Raw genomic sequence first — 23,099 nt, 5'->3', positions numbered from 1 at the left:
GGCCACAGGTGCGGCCGGGGTGGCCATGGGCACGCGGTTCCTGATGACCCAGGAGTCGCCAACCCCGATCGCGACGCTGGAGCGCTACGTGAAAGTGACCGACCCACAGCAGATTCGCGTGACGACGGCAGTGGATGGCATGCGCCACCGCATGATCGAAAACGCTTTTATCAATCGTCTGGAAAAAGCCGGTGCCTTTGGCCGCCTGCGCATTGCCCTGGGCAGCGCCTGGCACTGGAAGCAACACACCGGCATGAGCCTTGGGCATATGCTCGGTGTATTTGCCAAATCAATAAAAGAAGACCCTGCTGCGCTGTCGCAGACGGTGATGGCGGCCAATCAGCCGGTGCTGTTGCAGCGCTCGATGGTGGATGGCGTACCGGATGAGGGGATTTTGTCCAGCGGGCAGGTGGCCGCTGCCATTGGCGAACTGAAAAGTTGCCAGAGCCTGATCGACGAGATGGTGCAAGAGGCCGAGCGCTGCCTGATAGCGGTGAATGCACGTCATCAGGCAGCGCGCTGTAAGGCGGGGGAAGCGGCAGCCATCTGAAACGGCTGGCTCTGCTGTAATTTAACTTATCTGGATACAAAGCCTGTCCGCTCTGGCCCGTGGGGCAAGCATTCTGATCACTACACTTTTTAATTATTGTGCAGTTCAGGAAGCTGATTTATGCCCCAAGCCTTGCATCGCCATACTCCCTTGCTAACCGCTTATGACCCTCGCGGGCTGGCCATCTGCACGGTGGCCTGTCATCGGCGCACTGCGGCGCAGGAACCTGAAGCGCGGATCAGCCGCCAGGTGTTTGGCCCCAGCGGTTTTTTGACCGAACAGTGGGATCCGCGTCTGGTGGCATTGCGCCGTAAAAATCCGACTACGGTGCCCAATCAGCGCAATCGATCTTCGCTGTCGGGGCGCCTGCTGCGCAGCGACAGTGTTGACCGCGGCGTGCGTATCAGCCTGGCAGGGGCGGGCGGGCAACTGCGCTTTAGTTGGGATGCCCGGGGTACCCGCAGCATCTGGGAATACGATGAACTGCTGCGCCTGAGCGCCGTATTCGAACAAGGCGCCGGAACTGAGGGTGCGCATTGTGTCGAGCGTCTGACCTATGCCGACAACAGCGCTGTGCATGCGCGCCAAAATGGCTGCGCCCGGCTGATCCGTCATGACGACCCTGCCGGCACGCTGTGGTTTGAGGGCTATGACCTGCTGGGGCAGGTGACGAGTCAGTCACGGCGATTCGTACGTGACGCATCCCAAGCGCCCAACTGGTCGCCGCAGGCCGGGTTGCGTGAGCAGCACCTTGAATCCCGAAGCTGGCGCACTCAATGGCGCCGTGATGCTGTGGGCCAGTTGGTTGAGCAAATCGATGCCCAGGGCAATCGGCAGCGTATGCGCCATGATGTGGACGGTCTGCTGGCTGCGGTGATGGTCAATCTCGGCAGCGGTCGCCAGCACAGTGTGGTGCAGCAAAGATCCTATAACGCGAGCGGCCAGATAGAAGTTGAACGGTCGGGCAACGGGGTAGTGCGTGCCCTGGCCTACAGCCCGTTGGATGACCGCCTGCAGCAACTGAAAACATGGCGCACCAGTAATCCGGGTGAAGCCTTGCAGGACTTGAACTATGTCTATGACCGGGTTGGCAATGTGCTGAATATCCGTGATGCAGCGCAACCTGTGCTGTGGTCTGATAATACCCGGCTGCAAGCATTGAGCACTTATACCTACGACTCGCTCTACCAACTGATAGAAGCCACGGGCCGTGAAAACGCCAGCAATCTCAATGGCCCGCAGCTGCCCGTTGCTGCGGGCCTGGGTGCGGCCAACGGTCAGCGTATGCGTAACTACCGTCAGTCGTATACCTACGATGCAGGCGGCAATCTTGCCCGGCTGCAACACATGCCCAGCCACGGTTCCGGCTATACGCGACAGATGAACGTGGCTGACCACAGCAATCACGGCCTTGAACAAAAGTCGGGGCTGCCCGCCCGCCCCGGGCTGGCCAGTGGCTTTGACGCGAATGGCAACCAGCAGGTACTCGAACCGGGGCAGTGGCTGAGCTGGACCCTGCGCAATCAATTGCAGCGAGTTACCCGTGTCACACGCCAGGACGGTGCCAACGATGATGAGGTCTATGTCTACGACAGCAGCGGGGCAAGGGCGCTTAAAATCAGACAGTCCCATGGCCATCGTCAGCTCCGTCGTGAAGAGGTGTATTACTTGCCCGGTCTCGAAGTCCGGCGCAACAGCGCCACGGGTGAATGGTTGAATGTGCTGACGGTGGCCGGTGATCTCAATAGCGCGAGCATATTGCAGTGGGAGAAGGGGCGCCCCGAAAGCATCGATAACGAACACATGCGTTTGAGCCTCTCGGACCATTTGGGCTGCAGCATGCTGGAGCTGGATGGCTCTGGGCGGTTACTCAGTCAGGAAAGCTACTACCCCTATGGAGCCACTGCCTGGTGGGCGACGAAAAATACCCTTGAAGCCCGTTATAAATTTATTCGCTATTCGGGCAAGGAGCGCGATGCCAGCGGGCTTTACTATTACGGCATGCGGTATTACGCACCGTGGCTGGCGCGCTGGATCAGCGCCGATCCGGGCGATGATATTGATGGCATGAACCTGTACGCGATGGCGCTGGGCAATCCCGTCGGCAGGGTCGACGAGCAGGGCCTGCTGAGTTCGGAGGCGGCTATTGGCCGGTTTGCCGGATTGCACTCGGCCATCTCCGGGCTGTCCAGGCAGATCAGGTCGCGGTGGCAGGCTTCGAGTGCCGCCGCGATTCGTGATGGGCTGGCAACCTGGATCAGTAATGTTGTCGGGGTGGGGGTCGACCTGGCCCTGTTTGAGGGTCGTCAACCGACTCACGGGCTCAATGTTGCCTTGCGAAGTACGGTAAATGCCATTGATGCACTGGCCGTCATGCACATGGGGACCGGGCTTTTTGCAAACTTGACTCACTGGAGCCCCTTTATCGGTTTTATTGCCGCAAACGTTACGCACAGGGGCTTTGAAATGCGAGGTGCCAGCGAGGGGGCGGGTTCTGATGAGGTTTGGGATCCCGTGGCTCGAGTGAGGCTGGCGGGGCATGTGCGCTCACTTACACGTGAAGTCCTGCAGCAGGCCTTGAGAGGTTACGGTGACAGCGTGTCCTGGGGGCAGACCCCGGTAAGTTCCAGAATCATGCGAACGATGATGAGTGCAGGTGCCTATGGCCTGGCTACTGTTCCCAACGCGGTCTATGGTCAGTTTGTGCCAGGGCCACTGCAGCCGAATATAGCGCCTGTGATCGAGGCTTATGACGGGGCGGCGGGGACGTACATTCGCGCGGGCCATCAATCTGCTCAGCTGGATCGTCACGTCAATACGCTGCAGATCCCGCCAGGGATGGCCACGTTTCATGGAGGCATGAGCAGGATGTTCAATCAGACGTGGGTTTACTGGGCCGGGGTCGGGATCGAGGCCATCGCCGCGTATGTCACAGGTTCGCCGATAGCGCAGCAAAGTTCACGGGCCAGGGCCTGGGTGGGGGCTGCCAAAGGGGCGGTATCGGCACTGACCGAGGTGCGTGGGCTTTTGCTGCAAACGGCCAGAAGTGGTTACAACAGCCTGTTCAAGCGTTGGAGACCGGTCAAGCACTGATGATGGATAACCTGCGGCGGCGGGCCTGTTCGCGATGATAGTGCTCCGGTTTGGTGTGATACGCCACGCTGCCTGCACCGCAGGCATTGTGCTGCCCACGCTGTCTGAGGCTTGCCAGATCATCGTGGCAGCGCTTGGCATCAGGACAGAAATCCGCCATCTACATTCAGCGATATACCCGTGGTGTAGCTCGATGCATCGCTTGCCAGATACAGCACAGCCCCGGCCATCTCGCCGGGGGCGGCGACGCGTTTGAGCGGGATGTGTTGCAGGGCGGTCTTGAGAATGGCGTCGTTGCTGACCAGCGCCGAGGCAAACTTGGTGTCGGTCAGCCCCGGTAGTAACGCATTGCAACGAATGCCGAACCCTGCACATTCCTTGGCAAACACCTTGGTCATATTGATCACCGCTGCCTTGGTCATCGAATACACACCCTGGAACACTCCCGGCGATACGCCGTTGATCGAGGCTACGTTAATGATGCTGCCGCCGCCGTGCTCACGCATCAGCTTCCCTGCCTCCACGGACATAAAGAAATAGCCGCGAATATTTACATCGACGGTTTTCTGGAAAGCGCCAAGGTCGGTGTCCAGTACGTTGCAGAATTGCGGATTGGTCGCGGCGTTGTTAACCAGAATATCGATGCGGCCAAAGTCTGCGCGTATGCGCGCAAAGGTCTGAGTGATCTGTTCCATTTCGCCAATATGGCAGGCGATGGCAGTGGCCTTGCCGCCCTCGGCGATGATTGCATCGGCCACTGGCTGGCAGCCTTCGAGTTTGCGGCTGGAGACAATGACGTGGGCACCTTGTTGGGCCAGCAGCCTGGCAATGGCTTCACCGATGCCGCGGCTGGCACCGGAAACAAAAGCGATTTTGCCATCAAGGTCGAACAGTTGAGTCCTGGACATGTTGATTCCCTGTTATCTGGGGCTTAGAGGCTGGAGCGGCGAATGACGTTGAGGCTCATCTGCTCCAGCAGCGCGTTCATTTGTATGAACTGGGCAAAACGTTTGTCTGCGGTCTGGCCGTGGTAGTAGCGGTAGTAGATCTGTTGAACGATACCCGCCAGACGAAACAGGCCGTAGGTGTAGTAGAAATCGTAGTTGTCTATCTGAATCCCGGAACGCTCGGCGTAGTAATCCACAAATTCGCGGCGGGTCAACATACCCGGAGCGTTGCTCGGCTGGCGCCGCATCAGTTGCACCGGTGCTGGGTCATCCGCCTCGATCCAGTAGGCGAGGGTGTTGCCCAGGTCCATCAGCGGATCACCCAGCGTAGTCAGCTCCCAGTCCAGCACGCCGATGATCTGCATCGGGTTGGCGGGATCGAGGATCACGTTATCAAAGCGGTAGTCGTTGTGAACGATAGCCGGGGTCGGGTAGTCGGCTGGCATTTTGGCGTGCAGCCAGTCTTTTACTGCGTGCCAATGGGGTGCATCCGGGGTCAGGGCCTTTTCGTAGCGCTCGCTCCAGCCGCTGATCTGGCGCTGCACGTAGCCTTGCGGCTTACCCAGATCGGCCAGGCCGCAAGCGTTGTAGTCAACGCGATGCAACTCGACCAGTTTGTCGATAAAGCTCTTGCACAGGGTTCTGCTGGCGTCGGCGCCCAATGCCAGTTCCTGCGGCAGATCCGAGCGCAGGATGATGCCCCTGACCCGTTCCATGACATAGAACTCGGAGCCGATCAGACTTTCGTCGGAGCAGTGGGCGTAGGCCCTGGGGCAGTAGGGGAAGGCGTCCTTGAGCTGATTGAGGATGCGAAACTCGCGGCCCATGTCGTGCGCCGATTTGGCCTTTTGGCCAAAAGGCGGGCGGCGCAGCACCAGCTCTCGACCCGGGTATTCAATCAGGTAGGTCAGGTTCGAGGCGCCGCCGGGGAACTGGCTGATCGCAGGTTCCCCCACAAGGCCAGGAATATTTGCCTTGAGGTAAGGGTCAATGCGGCTGGCGTCGAGTTCTTCGCCGGTGCGGATGCGGGTGGACGAGTCGGTAAGCGCCATGTTTATCTCTTCTGTTTATAGTTGAGGCCTGACAACATTCGCTAATCTAATGGGCGGCCCGGGTCTCGACAAGTCGGCTGCTGCCTTAATAGGCAGGGCTGTTAGCAGGGGATCAGCGTCTTTGATGGCCACTGCCTCAATAAACCGCAGGGCAAAAAAAACCGAAGCGCGTGGGCTTCGGTTTTCGGTGCTGCGTGTGGCTTAGGCCGGGAACAGTTCGCTCAGCTTCATGGCCAGCATCATGTCGCCTTCAGCGCGCAGTTTGCCGCCCATAAATGCCTGCATGCCATCGGTTTCGCCGCTAACGATGCCTTCCAGGGTCTCGCCGTCCATCACCAGGGTGACCTGGGCGTCAGGGTTTTCACCTTCTTTGAGTTCACAAGTGCTGTCTTTGACGATCAGCGAGAAGTGTTTGTCTTCATCGATGCGGAAACCAAAAACCAGGTCCAGGCCTGCAGCAGCGGCTGGGTTGAATTTGGCTTTCATTGCTTGAACGGCATCAGCTACAGAAGTCATGGTTCGATCCTTATATAGGGTGGAGTACGGCGGCCCGAAGGCCACGGTTGCCGACGCTCAACGATAGGTGATGAGTGACGGCGTCTTCAACAGTTGCAAATGCACATGACTGTTGAAGGAAGCCAGGGTGACCTCGCGGCCATGAAACTTGAGCTGGCTGAGCGAGGTATTGACGATTTGCCAGCCGAGCTTGAAGGCATCGGTGGCCGGAATTCGGGTCAATAGGTGGACCAGGGCCGTAATGGTGCCTGCAGAAGTGAACACGACAATGTTCTGCTGGCCCTTGGCAAGGTCGAGCAGGCGGTTCAGTCCGCCCTGCACCCGTTCGACAAAGCCCAGCCAGGTTTCCAGGCCGGGGGTGTCCCAGGTGCCACTGAGCCAGCGCTCGATGATCAGTTCGAAAATGCGCTGGAACTCGGCCGGATTGTGGGCGGCATTGTTCATCGCCGTCAGGGCCTCTGGCTCGTCCGGCAGCAAGCCGGGAAGCAGGGCATCAAGGATGGCGTAAGCATCGAATTCGTTGAAGGCAGCGTCTGTTTCCAGTGTAGGGGCGGGCAGCCCGGCGGCGTGCAGTTGTGCCAGGGCATGGCGTGCGGTGTCTTGCTGACGTGTCAGATCACCAGCCAGGCAACGGTCAAAGCGCAAATCCAGTTCGGCCAGATGCTTACCGGCAATTTGCGCCTGGTGCACGCCCAGTGGTGACAACTTGTCGTAGTCATCTGCACCAAAGGAGGCCTGGCCATGTCTGATCAAATAGATGCTGCCCACGTGCGCGTCATTCCTGAGCACTGAAAGTCAGGCGAGGTTAGGAGGATGGCAAGTGGCTGTCAATGAAAAAACATACGCTTGTTTGAATTGCTGCCAATGCCCCTGATCAAGGTGTTTCACGGCTGGCAGGCCCCGGTTGGCGTCGGTATGCTGGTTATCATTGCGCGGCCCTGACCCTCGGGCTGCAATCGTTTTCAAGGAGAGGCTGTGGAATTTCTTGCCGAGTACGCCAGTTTTCTGGCTAAAACCGTGACTCTGGTGGTCGCCATTGTGGTGGTGCTGGTGACTGTTGCTGCATTGCGTGGCAAAGGGCGCCGTTCTACCGGGCAATTGCAGGTCACCAAGCTCAATGATTTCTACAAGGGCCTGCGTGAACGCCTGGAGCAATCGCTGCTGTCCAAAGACCAGTTCAAGGCACTGCGCAAGCAGACTGCCAAGGCCGACAAAAAACTGAAAAAACAGCCAGAAACCAAGGCAAATGTCTTCGTGCTGGATTTTCACGGTGATATCAAGGCCTCGGCGACAGAAAGCCTGCGCCATGAAATTACTGCCTTGCTGACCCTGGCCAGACCGACTGACGAAGTGGTGCTGCGTCTGGAAAGTGGTGGTGGCATGGTGCACAGCTATGGCCTTGCGTCGTCGCAATTGGCACGTATCCGTCAGGCAGGCATTCCGCTGACCATCTGCATCGATAAAGTTGCTGCCAGCGGTGGCTACATGATGGCTTGTATCGGCCAGAAGATTATCAGTGCACCGTTTGCAATTCTGGGTTCCATCGGTGTGGTGGCGCAGTTGCCCAACGTCAATCGCCTGCTCAAAAAGCACGACATTGATTATGAAGTGCTGACGGCGGGCGAGTACAAGCGAACGCTTACGGTATTTGGCGAAAACACTGAAAAAGGTCGTGAAAAGTTCCAGCAGGACCTGGATATCACCCATCAGCTGTTCAAGAACTTCGTGTCCAAGTACCGCCCGCAGCTGGCGATTGATGAAGTGGCGACCGGCGAAGTGTGGCTGGGCGTTGCTGCGGTCGATAAACAGCTGGTCGACGAATTGAAAACCAGCGATGAGTATTTGTCCGAGCGGGCCGCGAATGCACAGCTGTATCACCTGCACTATGCCCAGCGCAAAAGTTTGCAGGAGCGTGTGGGTCTGGCTGCCAGCAGTTCGGCGGAACATGTTGTTGACTCATTGTGGAGTCGTTTGACCCAATCACGTTTCTGGTGATTAGTCAGGCGCTGTTGTAAGTGTTACAACAGCGCCTGCGTCTGTGTCTGGTGCGGTAGTTAATTATCGTTTAAAGCATGTTTTTTAATAAATAACCTGATTCTTTATCAAGTATTCAGCCGACTATTTTTTAGTGTTGTCTATAAGCTGAAGGCACGAATCCCTATCGAGCCTTTACCATGACCGATGCTATTAGTTATTCGTTATCAGAGTCTGAACGATCCGTTGTCGACTATGCCCGTCGATTGGCGAATGTGCCGGTTGAAAACCAGCATGAAACCTATATTGCGGGGTTGCTTGCACCCTGGTTTAAATATGCGTCGCCGACGTTGCGCGAAAGATTACTTAACAGTTTCAAATTAGGGCAAATGGCTCAGCGCGAGGTCGCGCGCGTGCTGGCCCAAATCAAGCCGATAGAGTCGTTCGCCGAGCCGTTGCTCAAGGAGGCGCTGAAGGCACGTGGCTGGACAGATGCTGACCCCAAGAGGTATGGCATAAAACAGGTTCGCTTGTTGAGTAATCTGTTGCTGTTTTTTGCTCGGCAACAATTCAGGCTAGTTGATTCTCTGATCCAGCTTGCCTTGCCCGAGAAGTTCACACCTGAGTCATTGGAGCTGAACCTGGTATCGAGCGTCAGTCATCACAGCCTGCTGCAAGCTGCGTTGCAGAACTATGAGGCTTTTGAGGCTGTTGAAGGCGGCTTCGACCAGGGGTCGTGCATTTATGCACTCAGAGGTACGCAGCAGATTGAACAGGCCGAATTAAAGCCCGAAGGTTTTGCGCAGATCTGCCGCGACCTGAACCTGGGTATGCAATATCAATGGCATTTGACGCGTGTGTTTGAACCGGCGGATGATAATTGGCCTGCCGACAATGCCAATTCAAAGGCGTATAAGTTGCAAGCTGTATTTGTGCAGAATCTGCGCCAGGAATTTGCCTGCGCCTTGCATGTGGCCTATATGAAGGCGGAGGTCACGACACAATCATATAACTATATATTGAATTTTTTGATTCCGCCTGGTGCTCTCTTTTCGTATATTCACTCAGGTCATAGCACGCTTCAAATCATGGGCTTTGAAGTTCCCGGAGTTATTGTTTTTTGGCCGCAGAGAAAACCGGCCGAAGAGGCGCAGCCCTGCGTGCTGTATTTGCCGAACAGTTCCGGCACGGCGTTTCACGAATTCGAGTCGTTTGATTTATTAAAGGCGACGCTGCGCGAGTGGTTAAAAAATAGCGTCTTTGCCACGTATTTCTTTCACTTGGTTCCCTTGCGTTACCGCGCCGAGTTTATGCGGCGCACGGACTTGAAAAATATAACCTGGGATTCGTTGTTGTTACGCCGCCCACCGATCATCAATGAGCCTGCATTGATGTCCGAAACCCGGCATCTGCCCAAGTTTGACGATCCATTTTTGATTGCCTGGGGGCTGCAGCTGGCCAAGATTAAAGATGATGCCAGGTTGCTGATCGTCCCCACGGAAGATGAAGACTCTAAAAGTCGTTTGGCACGTCAGGCCTCTTTCTTGAATCTGGGGGTGAGCTTGTTGATGGTTGCGTTGGGTTTTGTCCCGGTTCTGGGTGAGATCTTGCTGGTAACCAGTGTCATGCAACTGGGGGTTGAGGTGTATGACGGCATCAAGGCGTGGCAGCGGGGAGACCGGGCAGCCGCGCTGGAGTACTTGTTCGATGTTGCCGAGAATTTTGCGCTGGCTGCCAGCAGCACTGCAGCGGCAAAAACACTCAGGCCATCGCCGGTCGTGGATGCACTGGTTGCAGTCACGTCAGTTAAAGGTCAAAAACGATTGTGGCGGCCGGATCTCAGGCCCTACCAATACCCAAACCTTGCGCTGGGTGATGCCGAGCCCGATGCGCGAGGGCTCTATAGCATGGGTAACAAGCAGTTTATCAAGCTGGAAGACAAGGTGTACCAGGTCAAAATCGATGCTGCGACACAAAGGTGTCATATCCAGCACCCAACCGAGCCGTACACCTACACACCACGCGTCAGGCATAACGGCAGCGGTGCGTGGGTGCATGAACTCGATGATCCGATGCAAATGTCGCGCATGCAGTTGTTCCGTCGGTTGGGCCCTGCGGCCCAAGGGTTATCGGACGCTATGGTCGAGCGTGTGCTGGCTGCATCCAATACCAGTGATGATGCGTTGCGCAGGCTGCACATGGATAACCTGCCGCCACCTCCTGCGTTGGCAGACAGCATGAGGCGCGTGCAGTTGAGTCAAATGATCGAACGTTTCATCGTACAAATGCAGCAGGGGGGCAAAGTGTCTACCGATACTGCGCAATTGCAACTGGAGCTGTTGACTCGTCTTGATGGCTGGCCTGCGGACAGAGTTTTACGCGTGGTGAACATGCGCGGGTCCATGGTCATGGAGTACGGGCCTGAAGTGGAGTCTTCGCATCCCCGCCTGCAAGTTACCGAAGCCCAGATCAAGAACGCAGAATTGCTCAAGACCACGCTGGAGTCTTTCTCCTCGGCGCAAATCGAGGTTTTGTTGGGGCAATCTGTCGATGGCCTTGAGCAACAGGAACAGGCATTGGCGCGCCAGTTGGGTCGCTTTGCCCAAGCTACAAAGTCTGACTTGTTCTCGCATCTGTATAAACGGGGCGAGGTGGTGACAGCCCGGATGGAACTGTTGCAAAAACAGTTTCCGAGTTTGCCGGCAAGTGTGATGGGCGAGTTGATGGATCAACTTGCCCCGGCCGAAATGGCAACAGTGCAGAGCACCGGGCGCCTGCCGCTGCATATCCTGGAAGAGGCGCGCAGCTACACGCAGGTATTGCGTTTGAACCGGGCACTGGAGGGACTCTATTTCGAGGCTCTAAGTAACGTTGATAGCAATACATTGGCATGGCAAACCCTTACCCACTTGCCTGATTGGCCACCCAGTCAGCGCTTGCTATTGCGCGACAGAGCCACAGGTCAAGTACTGAGCTCCGTAGGTAATCCGTTGTCCAGATACAGCCAGGAGATTTTTAAAAGCGCGGGCGAGTACCATTTTTTGGGCCTCGCGACAGATGATATATACAGCAGCCCTTATCTTTGCAGATGTGTGGCCAAAGCCTTGCCGTCTTCCGCGCGTATGTCGCTTGGGCTTTCCGACACTGACCCAGGGTTGTTTTTAAGCTGGAAAATTGCATCCCATGCGGCCAGTCATCGCGCGCAAAGTGCCAATGCGCTGGGGATGCAGCAGGTTAAACCCTGGTTCAAATCGCCCATGCGCCTGGCCGATGGGCGGGCAGGCTACAGGCTCAGCGGTCGCTCAGGCCATGCCGCGCAAGCGAGCAGGCCATTGGTGATAAAGGATCTTGTGATGGATCTTTTTCCGTTAATGAGTGAGGAAACGGTCAGCCAGTTTTTATACCATCTTGAACTTTCACCTGCGTTGACAACCCGGGTACTGGCCAGGTTCAAGGCCGAGCTTCAAACCTTGCGTAGCGATCTTGAGCGCTGGGTGGACTCGCCGGTCTGGAGTCAGCGGCGCAATGGCCCGCGGGTACTGGTGACGACCCAGGACAAGCGTGCAATCAGCCAGGCTTTGCTCCATGTCTGGCGCCGACAGACCGCAACCGTGAGCGTGGGTGAGCACACCGGATATGTGCTGAACCTCAATAGTTGGCCAGTTGATTGCTTGCCTGAGATATCGGCAGATTTTTCCCATGTCAGTGCACTGCACTTGAGCAACTCACCCAATGGAAAGTTTCCCGGTTCATTTTTGGAAAAGTTTCCCAACTTACGCATCCTGTCCCTGAAAAGTAACCAGCTCAGTGAGTTGCCCGTGGAAATTGCCGGTATGTCCGAATTGGTCAACTTGAACTTGCAGGACAATCATATTGTATTGAGCGGGCGAACCGCTTCGGCTCTGGCGGGACTGACCCGGTTGAAATCTTTGAATTTAACGGGAAATCCCTTGGGCAGGCGTATTTCGGTGACTCGCATGGTTGACCTTGAGCGTTTGTATCTACGCTACAGTGGTCTGCTGACTTGGCCTGAAGGGGTTGAGTCGCTCAGCCACCTGCAGACCCTGGATATGCGTGACAACAATATTAGTCGCATTCCACTGGAGGTTTTGTCACCTGGCAGAACAGCGATCAATAGTGTTACTCACCTGCATGACAATCCTTTGAGTGCCGACTCGTTACGCCGCCTTGATAATTATCGGCGAGAGTACGGCATCAGTTTTGGTATTGCTCCGCGACGTCGGCATGTTGACCAGGTACGCGGCATCTTTCACTGGGCGTCCCGGCCAACGTTCACAGAGACGCGTGTATGGAACAGCTTGAGGGATATCGCCGGGTCGAGTGATTTTTTTCGCGTGCTGGAAGACCTCAGTGCGTCCTCCCAGTATTTGCATGGACGTGAAAGTTTAAGCCAACGGGTCTGGCAAGTTCTCAATGCCATGCACGATTTCAGCGAATTACGTAACCAGCTGTTTGAGGTTTCAGCCAATCCCAATACCTGCGCCGATGGGATTCCCATGATTTTTTCGGATCTTGAACTTCGTTACCGGATCTTTATTGCGCAAAGCTCGGTCAATGCCGAAGCAGAGCTGCTGCAACTGGCACAAGGACTTCTGCGGATCGAACTGCTGGATAAACATGTACAGGGGGTTGTTGAGGCGCGAATTGCTGCAGTCCATGCCGAGCAATCAGAGTACGTGCGCCAATTGCAGGGCTTGATCGATGAGGTCAGCCCGGATTTTGCATCTGAGCCCTTGGCGAACATGACGGCGGAGGAACAGCAGGGAGTGGCTTATCGTTTGGGTTCGGCACAAGCGCTGCGTCTGGCGCAGAGGCTCAGCCCGGCTGATTTGCAGGCGCGAATTGCAAAGGTTGATCCGCTGGAGATACAGATGTTTTATCAGGTCAAACTGGCTGCTGACCTTGGCTTGCCGGCGCGGCCCAAGAGCATGATTTTTGAAAGAGTCGCCAATGTCACGCTCGAGCAGCTTGAAGCCGCCAAGCTGTATGTTTTGACTGAGGATACAGCGCAAGCGAGGATTGCTTACATTGAAAAGCAGGGGTTCTGGGAGCGCTTTCTGGAGAAGAAATACCCCGAGCATTTTCAGTCGGTTGACTCACCGCTGCATGAACGCATGCAGGGGCTTTACCTGGCTAGGGAGAGGCTGTCCAGTCAGGAGTATGTGTCGAAAACCCAAGCTGTAGGGGAAAGTCGTTTGCTGGCCAGGCAAGAACTGATCAGCCAGTTGACCCGTGAAGAAGTTGAAAAACACCCTTTCGAGCAGGAGCAATCTTGACCCTGCGCAGGGTTATGCAGGCGCTGGCCCTGGGTAACCAGGGCCAGCCGCAGCATCAGCGACGACGGAACAGCGGCATCGGCTCGTCGGTTGAAGACTGGTAGGTCACCGAGAAGTCCTTGAGGCCTTCCAGCGCTTCGTAAGGGTCTTTATCGGCACGGATGGCGAATGCGTCAAAGCCACAGCGATGCAGATAGAACAACTGGTCGCGCAGAACATCGCCAATGGCGCGAAGTTCGCCTTTATAACCATAGCGGTCACGCAGCAAACGGGCGTTGGAATAACTGCGGCCATCAGTGAAAGCCGGGAAGTTCAGGGCAATAACCTGAAAGTTCGCCACGTCCTCGCCCAGCTCTTCAGCTTCTTCGTCGCTGTCCAGCCACACGCCCAGGCCGCCGTCGCGGGCCTTGAGTGCGTGGCCGTGTTCGCGCCACATTACCAACGGTACGATCAAGTCGTCGCAGTTGGAGATTTCGTCAAAGCTGGTTTCCTTGGGCAGCAAGTGCCAGGTTTCATCGATGACCTGGTTGTTCTTAATTATTCGCTGCATAGACGCGCTCCTTGAAAGGGTCAATGCCGATACGCTGGTAGGTATCGATAAAACGTTCGTCTTCGGTACGTTTTTCAACATAGACGTCGATCAGCTTTTCAATCACATCCGGCATGGCGTCCTGGGCAAAGGACGGGCCCAGAATCTTGCCGAGACTGGCATCACGGCTGGCACTGCCACCCAGGGATACCTGATAGAACTCGGCGCCTTTTTTATCTACGCCGAGAATACCGATATGCCCGACGTGGTGGTGACCACAGGCGTTCATGCAACCGGAAATGTTCAGATCCAGTTCGCCAATATCGAACAGGTAGTCCAGGTTTTCAAAGCGGCGCTGGATCGATTCGGCAATCGGGATCGACTTGGCGTTGGCCAGGGAGCAGAAGTCACCACCAGGGCAGCAGATCATGTCGGTCAGCAAACCGATGTTGGGCGTGGCGAACCCATTTTCGCGCAACTCGCCCCACATGGTGAACAGCTGGCTCTCTTCGACATCGGCCAGGATAATGTTCTGCTCGTGGGAAGTACGCAGTTGGCCAAAGCTGTAACGGTCGGCCATGTCGGCGATGGCATCCCACTGCTTGTCGGTCACATCGCCCGGGGCTACACCTGTAGGTTTGAGCGACAAAGTAACGGCGACATAGCCCGGTTTTTTGTGGGCCAACGTGTTGCGTACGCGCCAACGGGCAAAACCCGGATGCTGCTTGTCGAGTTCGGCCAGTTCGGCGCCGAAGTCGGGCAGGGCTTTGTAGTCAGGATCGACGAAGTGCTTGGCGATACGCTGCACTTCGGCTTCGGTCAGGGTGTTCGAACCGCCGCGCAAGTGAACCATTTCGGCCTCAACACGCTCGGCGAACACTTCAGGCGTCAGCGCCTTGACCAGAATCTTGATCCGCGCCTTGTACTTGTTGTCACGACGGCCATAGCGGTTGTAGACACGCAGGATGGCCTCGAGGTAGCTCAACAGGTCTTGCCACGGCAAGAACTCATTGATGAAGGCACCGATTACCGGGGTACGGCCCAGGCCGCCACCTACCAGTACACGGAAGCCCACTTCGCCGGCGTCGTTGAGCACCGGCTCCAGGCCGATGTCATGCACTTCAATGGCTGCACGGTCAGATGTCGAACCGTTGATTGCAATTTTGAATTTGCGTGGCAGGTAGGCGAATTCCGGATGGAAAGTCGTCCACTGACGCACGATTTCGCACCAAGGGCGCGAATCGATCAGTTCATCCGCAGCAACACCGGCGAACTGGTCGGTGGTGACGTTGCGCAGGCAGTTGCCGCTGGTCTGAATGGCGTGCATCTGCACGGTGGCCAGTTCTTCCAGGATGTCCGGGATGTCTTCCAGCGCAGGCCAGTTGAATTGCACGTTCTGGCGGGTACTGATGTGGGCATAGCCCTTGTCATAGTCACGAGCGATTTTGGCCATCATTCGCGCCTGACGCGAAGTCAACTGGCCATAAGGCACAGCGACCCGCAGCATTGGGGCAAAGCGTTGAACATAAAGGCCATTTTGCAGGCGCAGGGGGCGGAACTCTTCTTCGCTCAGCTCACCTGCCAGATAGCGTCGGGTCTGATCCCGGAACTGCTTGACGCGGTCCTCGATGATCTGCTGATCGTACTCGTCATATACGTACATATAGGTCCTGTTCTCAGGCTGCTAACAGCTTATCTGCGCGCACGGCCGCGCACTCCCCAAGGAGCGGGGCACGATACCAGTTTGTAGTTATGCGCAAAAGTGATGTTTAAGCATATGCAAAGAACCAAAACGACTATAAGCGTTTGATTCTCAATCCCTTACTTGTGGGAAGGGCATTGCTGGACTTAACTGTTTTAAGGACTTCAAGCAATCACCCATAAAACCGAAAAAAGGCGATGCGATGAGTACTCCAGTCAAAGCGCGTAAAAGCGACAGCAAGGTCGATGCATGGGCCATTTTCTTTCTGATCATTCTGGTGGTTTCTACTGCCGTGTACTGGGTCAGCCACCAGTAGCAAGCGTGCAAGGTCGAGGCTGATCAGGCGGATGTAGCCGCTAAAGAGCTTGTCGACATTACCTGGTGCCGCCCTCGCTGCCGTTGGCATGCTCAACAATGCCAACGTTGTGCATGGCCCCCCCAGGCCTTTGCGTGCCCGGCACTCAGGTACGCGCTGCCAATTTGCGTCCCTAAACCCCCGCCAGATGAACCACCAGCGTGACGATCCCGTACAGGGTTAAGGCAAACACCAAGGTAAATAGCAGCCCCATGATAAGGAAGTGGGAGGCTTTTCCGTGGGAAAAATCCCGAGTCCTGTTTTTTCCGCTTTGCACGCCAAAGGCAGCGGCCATGACGCTGTGCAGCATTTGCCAGAAGCTCGGCGGCTTGTTGTCGGCAGGATCGTTCATAGATGCCTCGGCTGTCTGAGGTTGGAACGGCTACATCCCATAGCGTAGTCAACTTCAAGGCCCATTAACTATCTACCACCCATGCCCGGGCACTGTCGGTTGTACTGAGGCGCTCATTCACACGCGTTTCAGGAAGAAGCCGGTCATGGAAAGTTCGTACATTGTCTCGGGGCCGGGGCCCCACGCAGCCTTCATAAAATCCAGAATACCCGCCTGGGTCAAACACAGCGCTGTGGCAGATATCAAACGCCTCAAGCCGGGATTGTTTCCGGCGCATGCTTCAGAGGCTGGAGCAGCCGATGGGCTCGGCCGCGCACCACGGTGGCTGCGTCAGGCCCTGCTCGACAGCCAGGCTCGCAGCCGGGCTGCCAATCAGGCCTTGGCCAGGGCACTGAAAGGCCTGCAGGGGATCACCCAGTTTGCCGAGCCCCGCTTGCAGGAGGCATTGCACAGTCACCTTGGCCAAGGCCGGGCAATGGACGTCAATACAGACCGGCTGTTTTATCTGCGTCGCAATCAGCCCGTGCGCCAACACAGCCTGTTACAGGCTGCGCTGCTCAACTTTGACGCCAGTGAAGATTTTTCCCAAAGGGTCGCAGGACAACTTAGCGCGTTGGCGCCGCAGGGCGCTTTACCTGTCGAACGGTTCCAGCCAGACAAGGGCCCTGATCAACTGGCCATTGTGTCGGACACCCTGGTGCATGGTTCTGGGGTTGTGGCACACAGATTCCGACAGGAGTGGGAAAGTCTTCGGCCGGTTCCCGGTTTTGCTTACCGCGAAACATTACCCATGTCACCCGAAGTGTTCTCACAGCTGTGCAGATCCCTGGATTTGGGGCAGCAGTACCAGGCCCATCTGCAGGCGGTTTTTGCCCCGCCAGCGGTGCGCGCCCTTATGATCCGGGCGCAAAAAGCACTGCTGGCCGTACGCTTGCATCGGGCACTGCTGCAACGGCATATCACTGACTCTGGTTTTGCCATGATCAGTGCGTTGCTGGAGGAGCAACCGCGCGTGTCGTTATATGCAAAACCTGTAGTGTTCAGCCAGCTCCAGCTCTATGGCCAGGTCTTGGACGAGGTGTTGATTATCGGCCCCGATCGTTCCAGGTGGCCGGTTCTGGAATGGGAGCGCACCGGATTGAGCGGTGTGCCGCTGATGAAAAAACCTGAGGTTGAACCCGTGGTGGTCTATATCCCGGGGGCACCGTTCTCGGCACTCAAAGAATACCCCTCGCTGGAAGCATTTCAGTATGAGCTGGGTCTGAATTTGCGTCTGCCTGCGTATCAGCAGCTGTTTGCCAGTCTGGTCCCCCAAGGGAACGCCGCACTTTTTATGCAGCGATTGAATCATCAGTTGTACAAGACCATGCCTGATCCGAGAGGTATCGAGCCAGCAGATTATGTTGATGAGGTGGACCTGAAGCTGGAGCTGGTAAGCATCGAAACGTCATCAGCAGGGCTGTTCACGGCCCTCAATACCCTTCATCTGGACAGGCTCAAAGCCAATGCCCGGGCACTTGCAGTGCCCACAGCCGATGCCGACAGCAAGCGCTTGCAGCAGCGTCTTGATGACTACCTTGGCCTTGGTCTTGATGTGTTGAACGTGGCAGCGTTTTTAATCCCCGGTGCAGGGGAGGTCATGATGGCAGTGATGGCTCTACAGATGAGTATGGACATCTACCAAGGCATTGAGTCGTGGCAGGCAGGCGATGTCGAGGATGCCTGGTCGCATGTGGAGTCCGTTGCGCTGAATATCGTGCTGAGTGGTGCAACTGGGGTTGCAGGCCACGTAGCCAGTGGCAGGTTGGCGACTGACCCCGCCGGGATCGACAGGTTCAGGCAAATCGTCCTGCCCAACGGTGAAACCCGTCTGTGGCGGCCCGAAATCGAGGCCTATCAATGCCAGTTGCCGCTCAATACCCGGCTTGAGCCCACTGCTCTGGGCCAGTATCGGGCAGACGGCAAAACCTGGGTCCAGGTGGGCCGACAGTTCTACGAGCAGGCCTTCGATCAGCAGCTTAATGCCTGGAGGATAAAGCATCCGAGCGACGAAAATGCTTATCAGCCAATCCTCATGCATAACCATGAAGGAGCCTGGCGTCTCGAGCATGAACAGCCCTTGCAATGGGAGCGCCCGACCTTGCTGCGTCGACTGGGGCACGTGACCCGCATGTTCGATGATGAAGAACTGGGGCAGATCGGCGACATCAGTGCGGTCAGTGACGAAACCTTGCGCAGGGTGCATGTGGACTGCCTGCCCGTGCCTGCTTTGTTGAGGGACACATTGCAACAATGGCGGGTTGAGCGGGAGCTGGGCATGCTGGTCGATGGCACAAGAGCGGGCAAGCACGCACTGCTTGCCCGACTGACCGGCACAGGCCGGACGGCTCAAGCGAATGTCGAATTAGTACGTCGACGATTTCCCATGCTGTCTGAGTCTGCGGCTCAGGAAGTGCTTGAGCTTGCCGGTGAGAATGATGTGGCACGCCTGCGCCGGACAGGTCGGGGGTCGAGGCGGCTGGACCGGCTGGCGCGTGAGTACGCGCAACAGGGCCGTTTGAACCGTGCGCTGGCCGGCCTGTATGTGCCGGGGCTGGCGAATGTCGACAGTGAGCGTCTGGCCATTGAGGCAATGTTGCACCTGAGCGCCAGTCAAAACGTCGTCAGCCCGGCTGCAGTGGCTCGCTACGCCACTTCGCATCGCAGGGAAATGGCCCGCACGCTGAAATTGCATCCTGTGGCAGCAAGACCCGCCTTGCAGAGAATCAATGGTCGGATCGGCTATGCCTTGTCGGGCAAAGGGGCAGCCTTTGACGTGAGTCCGTCGTTGATTAGCCGTGTGCGCGATATTTGCCCGCAAATCAGCGACGAACAGGCCGAGGCCTATGTGCGCAAGCGCATCGACGACGGAGAGTCTGCCCAGCATATATTCGACTTTCTAGCCCGTCGCCAACGTGAGCTGGACACATTGCGTAGCACACTGGAACTGTGGTCGAGCACAGCCAGCGGGCCCTTTAACCAACGGATGCGGCGCTTGACGGCTGACCGGCTGGTAGGTTGTTGGCGGGAGGGTGTACTGAGTCGTATTGAACCTTTTGCTTATCTGGATCTTGAATTTGACCTTAGCTGGGCGAGTGAATTTCCTGTACTGGACGCTGACTTTTCCCATGTGCGGACATTGCGGCTGAGCGCCGACCTGATGGTGAGCGAGCCCGATGCCGGATTTGTCAAGCGCTTCCCCAGCGTGGAGCGCCTGGAAATAAGCCTTCAGCGATCACAGATGATGCCCGTTGCCGATGCATTGGCGCAGTTGCCCACGGTCAGCGAGCTGTCACTGGAAGCCGACTGGCAGGGCTTGACCCGTGAGTTCATGGACCGGCTGACAACCCTTGGGCAGATCGAATGCCTGTCTGTGCAGGGGGCACTGGAAACGCTGGATGTCAGTGGCTGGCCGCGGCTGCGGCAATTGCAGGTCAAAGGACGACTTGTTCAGTGGCCAGCAGGCCTGTTCGATCTCACTGATCTTGAAACCCTGGACCTGTTTGGAACCTCGATAACAACGTTGCCCGATGAGCTGTTCACCGGACATCAGCAGTTATGGGCGGGCTTGCTTCTGGATTGGTCAGGCATTGAGCCGTCAACGGCCATAAGAGCCTACGAGCGCCTGCGTACCCATCCTGTGCGAACGGTGGATCTGGAGAAATGGACAATCGCTTACTGCACAGGTTGCCTGACCCGTTTCATGCCCCATGACCGACTGTTTGCCAGTACGGTAATTACGCGTTGGTCCCTTGGCGAACAAGCCGTGGCTGAGCTGATGCGGCGCGTTAACGGCTTGCATGAAGAGCACTACAGGTTTGCCGAGGCTCTGGAGGCCTGGGTATCTCAGGATCCTGAGACGACGCAAACGCTGTTGCGCAGGCAAGCGGCTGACAAGATTCAGCGCTGCTGGCGTGCTGGAATTTCACCCCGACTGGGGTTGGAGGATGCTGGCGCCGGGCCTTCCTGGCGGGTCAGTACTGTAAATCAGGAGCTGGATCTGGCAGACGAAATAATCAGTTCCCTGCCACCTGTGCCGGGGGGGCAGGCGTTTGCCCATGTCCATCGCCTCAACTTGAGCGATCTGGGGGTGGCTGTCGAGGAAGTGGATCGATTTCTGCAGGCGTTCGGCCAGCTCCGGGAGTTGGACCTGAGCCGCAACGGCCTGGATTTGCTGCCAAATGCTCTGGGTGATTTGCGCCAGCTCACTGACCTCAACCTGGCGCACAACGAGTTGGTGATGAGCCCCTCGTTGCAGATGCAGTTGAGTGGCCTGCGTGGGCTCGTGCGCTTGAATCTGCATGGCAACCGGGTGACAGCGCTGGATATCGGGGCGCTGACCAAGCTGGAGTCGCTTGATCTCAGTCATACAGCCATTCGCAGCTGGCCAGCCGGGGTTTTTGATCTGCCCAGGTTGCGGTTTCTGGATATGAGCAACAGCGCAATCAGGACGGTCCCTGCGACGGCTCTCGTGGGTCATGAGGCACTGATGCAGGGGGTGAAGTTGAATGGTTGCCAGCTGGATGCGCAAAGCTGTGCCGATTTGCGGGCTTATGCCCAGCGTTCGGGACGCGACACGGCAGGCAATATAGCGATCGGATTACTGGCAGCACGCAGGACCGGGGGAACGCCCGAGTTTTTCCCTGCCATTGTCGCTGACAGGCCGGACCTGTTGTTGGCGGCCGCTCCAGTGTTGAAGACGGATGAAGTCTTGTTGACCCCCGCACCGATATTTCAGCCCGGTGCCCCGGAATTGAACCGCACCACGCTGCTGCAAAGGGTCCATCCCGATCTGAGCCTGCATGATGCAGTGCAATGCCTTGAACAGATGCAGGCCCGTGGCATGGGTGTGCTGGAAATCGACTCCCGGCTTGCCGAGTGGAATCACCAATACGACGCTCTGGTCCAGCGCCTGAATAGCTGGATCAATATTCCGGGCCACAGGGAAAGCGGACGCTGGGTCAGTGCCGTCGATCGCAGGCGTGCGGCTGACAGGATCATGCAGGCCTGGCGCGATGGGCTGGAGGCCGTCACAACGGCGCAGCCCGAGTCTGTGCATACCCTGGACTTCTCGGACCTGTGCCTAGGGGATATACCGCCGCTGAATGTGTTCCAGACGCATATCACCACACTGAACCTCAGCGGTGTACGCATTACTGCCGGGGGCTCGCAAGGGTTTATCCGCGAATTTCCCGGCTTGCGCACCTTGCACCTCAACAATAATGAGCTGACCCGTTTGCCGGAGGGTATCGGCTCGCTTGAAAACCTCACCCGGCTGGAGGCTGCCCACAACCGCTTGCAGGACGAGGAGGGCTTGAGTCGCCAGTTGCAATCACTGGCGCACCTGGAATGGCTGGATCTGAGCTACAACAGGCTCGACACATTTGACCTTACTGGCATGAGCGAATTGCAAACCCTGAACCTGAGGGGGAACAGGCTGATGCGCTGGCCGACCCGGGTACTCACAACCCCGACCCTCAGAACCCTCAACCTGAGCAACAACCAGATCGATACGATCCCTGTTGAGCTGTTTGAGGGCGATAACGACGCATTGATGGCTCATACTGATTTGTCCCATAACCTGCTCTCCACATCAGGCTATGCAACCTTAAGAGACTACAGGAGCTTTTCGGGCAATGACCTCGGATGCTCCCTTGAGGACATTGAAGACGGCCTGGCCTTCTCCGATAACGCTTCGCTCAGCAGTGATGAGCCTGAGTACGGGGCCGCTGGTGTCGACGAAAACCTCGATCATCTGGAGCACCTGACACCCGAGCAACTGGTCGAGCAAAAGGCCCGCTGGTGTGTGGGGGAGCCGCAAGGCTCGCCGAGGCCAGTGATCTGGGACGACCTGCTGGCGCAAAAGGAGAGCAGGGGGCTGTTCTATTTGCTGGATCAGCTGCAATTCACCCAGGACTATATCCAGGACAGACCGGGCCTGACCCGGCGGGTCTGGAATGTGCTGCAGGCAGCTGCATCCGATAGCCAGTTACGCGACGAGCTATTTATCATCGGTCATTCCGATGTGACCTGTGGCGATGGTCGAATCCTGCTGTTCAGCGATCTGGAAGTGAAGGTGTTTGAGTTCAATGCCCTGCGCTCAGTGGTGGCTGGCCAGGAAGGGCCTGCGTTGCTCGGGCTGGGCCGGCGCCTGTTTCGCTTGGGGCAAGTGGAGGAGGTCGCGCAATTTGCCTATCAATCACGCCGTGGAGCGGACGCTGCGGAGGTTCGACTGGCCTATCGCATTAGCCTGAGCGAGCGCCTCGACCTGCCTGCGCAGCCCAGGGGCATGCAATACAGCCATGCGGCGAAAGTCACTGAGCAAGAGATTGAAAGTGCTTATTTGAAAATAAAGGCAGCCGAAAATTCGCCGGCCTTTATGGAGCAGTTGATCCTGCAGGGCTACTGGATCAATTACCTCAAGCGCCAGTATCCAGAGGAATTCCTGGCCCTGGAGGAACGTTTTGAAGTGGAGCATAAAGCGCTGGAAGACCGACATGCCGATCTCGGGGAGGTGTATCAACAGGAGCTTGGCGCTCTGGATGAGCGCAAGCGCAGCGAAGAGCAACTTTTGCGTGAACGTCTCTCGGGAGAGGTTCTCGCAACGCTGTCCACGCAGCCTGATTAACCCATAGTGACTGTCGTCGTTGCCGGACATTGCGATCGATTGGTCATCGATCGCATCCGGCAGCG

Annotated in this window: 12 protein-coding genes; 5 read left to right on the top strand and 7 right to left on the bottom strand. The window is 56.9% G+C overall.

The window, feature by feature from the left end; all coding sequences use genetic code 11:
* Window positions 1-550, top strand: a 550-nt coding sequence (locus GHO03_RS12385) for a nitronate monooxygenase (protein WP_178110309.1), incomplete at its 5' end; no start/stop codon positions are given.
* Between the two features lie 120 nt (window positions 551-670).
* Window positions 671-3,643, top strand: coding sequence for an RHS repeat-associated core domain-containing protein (locus GHO03_RS12380; RefSeq protein WP_153399891.1), 2,973 nt, complete (start codon window positions 671-673; stop codon window positions 3,641-3,643).
* Between the two features lie 140 nt (window positions 3,644-3,783).
* On the opposite strand, the gene GHO03_RS12375 is transcribed toward GHO03_RS12380, so the two are convergent.
* The 4 genes from GHO03_RS12375 to GHO03_RS12360 all read right to left on the bottom strand — a co-directional run bounded on the left by GHO03_RS12375 (window position 3,784) and on the right by GHO03_RS12360 (window position 6,926).
* Complete coding sequence (locus GHO03_RS12375; RefSeq protein ID WP_095018034.1) at window positions 3,784-4,551, bottom strand: SDR family oxidoreductase; 768 nt, start codon at window positions 4,549-4,551, stop codon at window positions 3,784-3,786.
* Between the two features lie 23 nt (window positions 4,552-4,574).
* A complete protein-coding gene (locus GHO03_RS12370) occupies window positions 4,575-5,642 on the bottom strand; it encodes a phosphotransferase family protein (RefSeq protein ID WP_153399889.1) in 1,068 nt (355 codons plus the stop codon).
* Between the two features lie 201 nt (window positions 5,643-5,843).
* Entirely contained in the window at window positions 5,844-6,158 is a 315-nt protein-coding gene (locus tag GHO03_RS12365; RefSeq protein ID WP_095000408.1) for an SCP2 sterol-binding domain-containing protein, read from the bottom strand.
* Window positions 6,159-6,215: 57 nt separating this feature from the next.
* Window positions 6,216-6,926, bottom strand: coding sequence for a histidine phosphatase family protein (locus GHO03_RS12360; RefSeq protein WP_095000407.1), 711 nt, complete (start codon window positions 6,924-6,926; stop codon window positions 6,216-6,218).
* A gap of 207 nt (window positions 6,927-7,133) precedes the next feature.
* Between GHO03_RS12360 and sohB the strand changes: the two genes are divergently transcribed.
* Together sohB and GHO03_RS12350 are read left to right on the top strand one after the other, a co-directional pair.
* Window positions 7,134-8,153: a protease SohB gene (sohB, locus tag GHO03_RS12355; RefSeq protein ID WP_095000406.1), complete on the top strand. Its 1,020-nt coding sequence runs from the start codon at window positions 7,134-7,136 to the stop codon at window positions 8,151-8,153.
* A gap of 179 nt (window positions 8,154-8,332) precedes the next feature.
* The gene (locus GHO03_RS12350; RefSeq protein ID WP_153399887.1) at window positions 8,333-13,429 is read left to right on the top strand and encodes an NEL-type E3 ubiquitin ligase domain-containing protein; all 5,097 of its coding nucleotides are present in this window, start codon (window positions 8,333-8,335) and stop codon (window positions 13,427-13,429) included.
* Between the two features lie 55 nt (window positions 13,430-13,484).
* On the opposite strand, the gene GHO03_RS12345 is transcribed toward GHO03_RS12350, so the two are convergent.
* The 3 genes from GHO03_RS12345 to GHO03_RS12335 all read right to left on the bottom strand — a co-directional run bounded on the left by GHO03_RS12345 (window position 13,485) and on the right by GHO03_RS12335 (window position 16,367).
* On the bottom strand, window positions 13,485-13,979 hold the full coding sequence (locus GHO03_RS12345) for a DUF934 domain-containing protein (protein WP_095000404.1): 495 nt from the start codon (window positions 13,977-13,979) through the stop codon (window positions 13,485-13,487).
* Window positions 13,963-15,621 (bottom strand): nitrite/sulfite reductase, encoded by a 1,659-nt coding sequence (locus GHO03_RS12340; RefSeq protein WP_016781107.1) that lies wholly within the window; start codon window positions 15,619-15,621, stop codon window positions 13,963-13,965. Before GHO03_RS12340 ends, GHO03_RS12345 begins: the two co-directional genes overlap by 17 nt.
* A gap of 527 nt (window positions 15,622-16,148) precedes the next feature.
* Complete coding sequence (locus tag GHO03_RS12335; RefSeq protein WP_095000403.1) at window positions 16,149-16,367, bottom strand: DUF2970 domain-containing protein; 219 nt, start codon at window positions 16,365-16,367, stop codon at window positions 16,149-16,151.
* A 145-nt stretch (window positions 16,368-16,512) separates the two neighbouring features.
* Here GHO03_RS12335 and GHO03_RS12330 point away from each other — a divergent pair, with 145 nt between their 5' ends.
* On the top strand, window positions 16,513-23,034 hold the full coding sequence (locus tag GHO03_RS12330; RefSeq protein WP_153399885.1) for an NEL-type E3 ubiquitin ligase domain-containing protein: 6,522 nt from the start codon (window positions 16,513-16,515) through the stop codon (window positions 23,032-23,034).
* The last annotated feature ends 65 nt before the right edge of the window (window positions 23,035-23,099 follow it).

It is taken from the genome of Pseudomonas sp. FSL R10-1339 (assembly GCF_009600545.1).
Taxonomy (GTDB): Bacteria; Pseudomonadota; Gammaproteobacteria; order Pseudomonadales; family Pseudomonadaceae; genus Aquipseudomonas; species Aquipseudomonas bubulae.
Note: the sequence above shows the minus strand (reverse complement) of the source record. Positions and strands in the feature narration are given on the sequence as shown.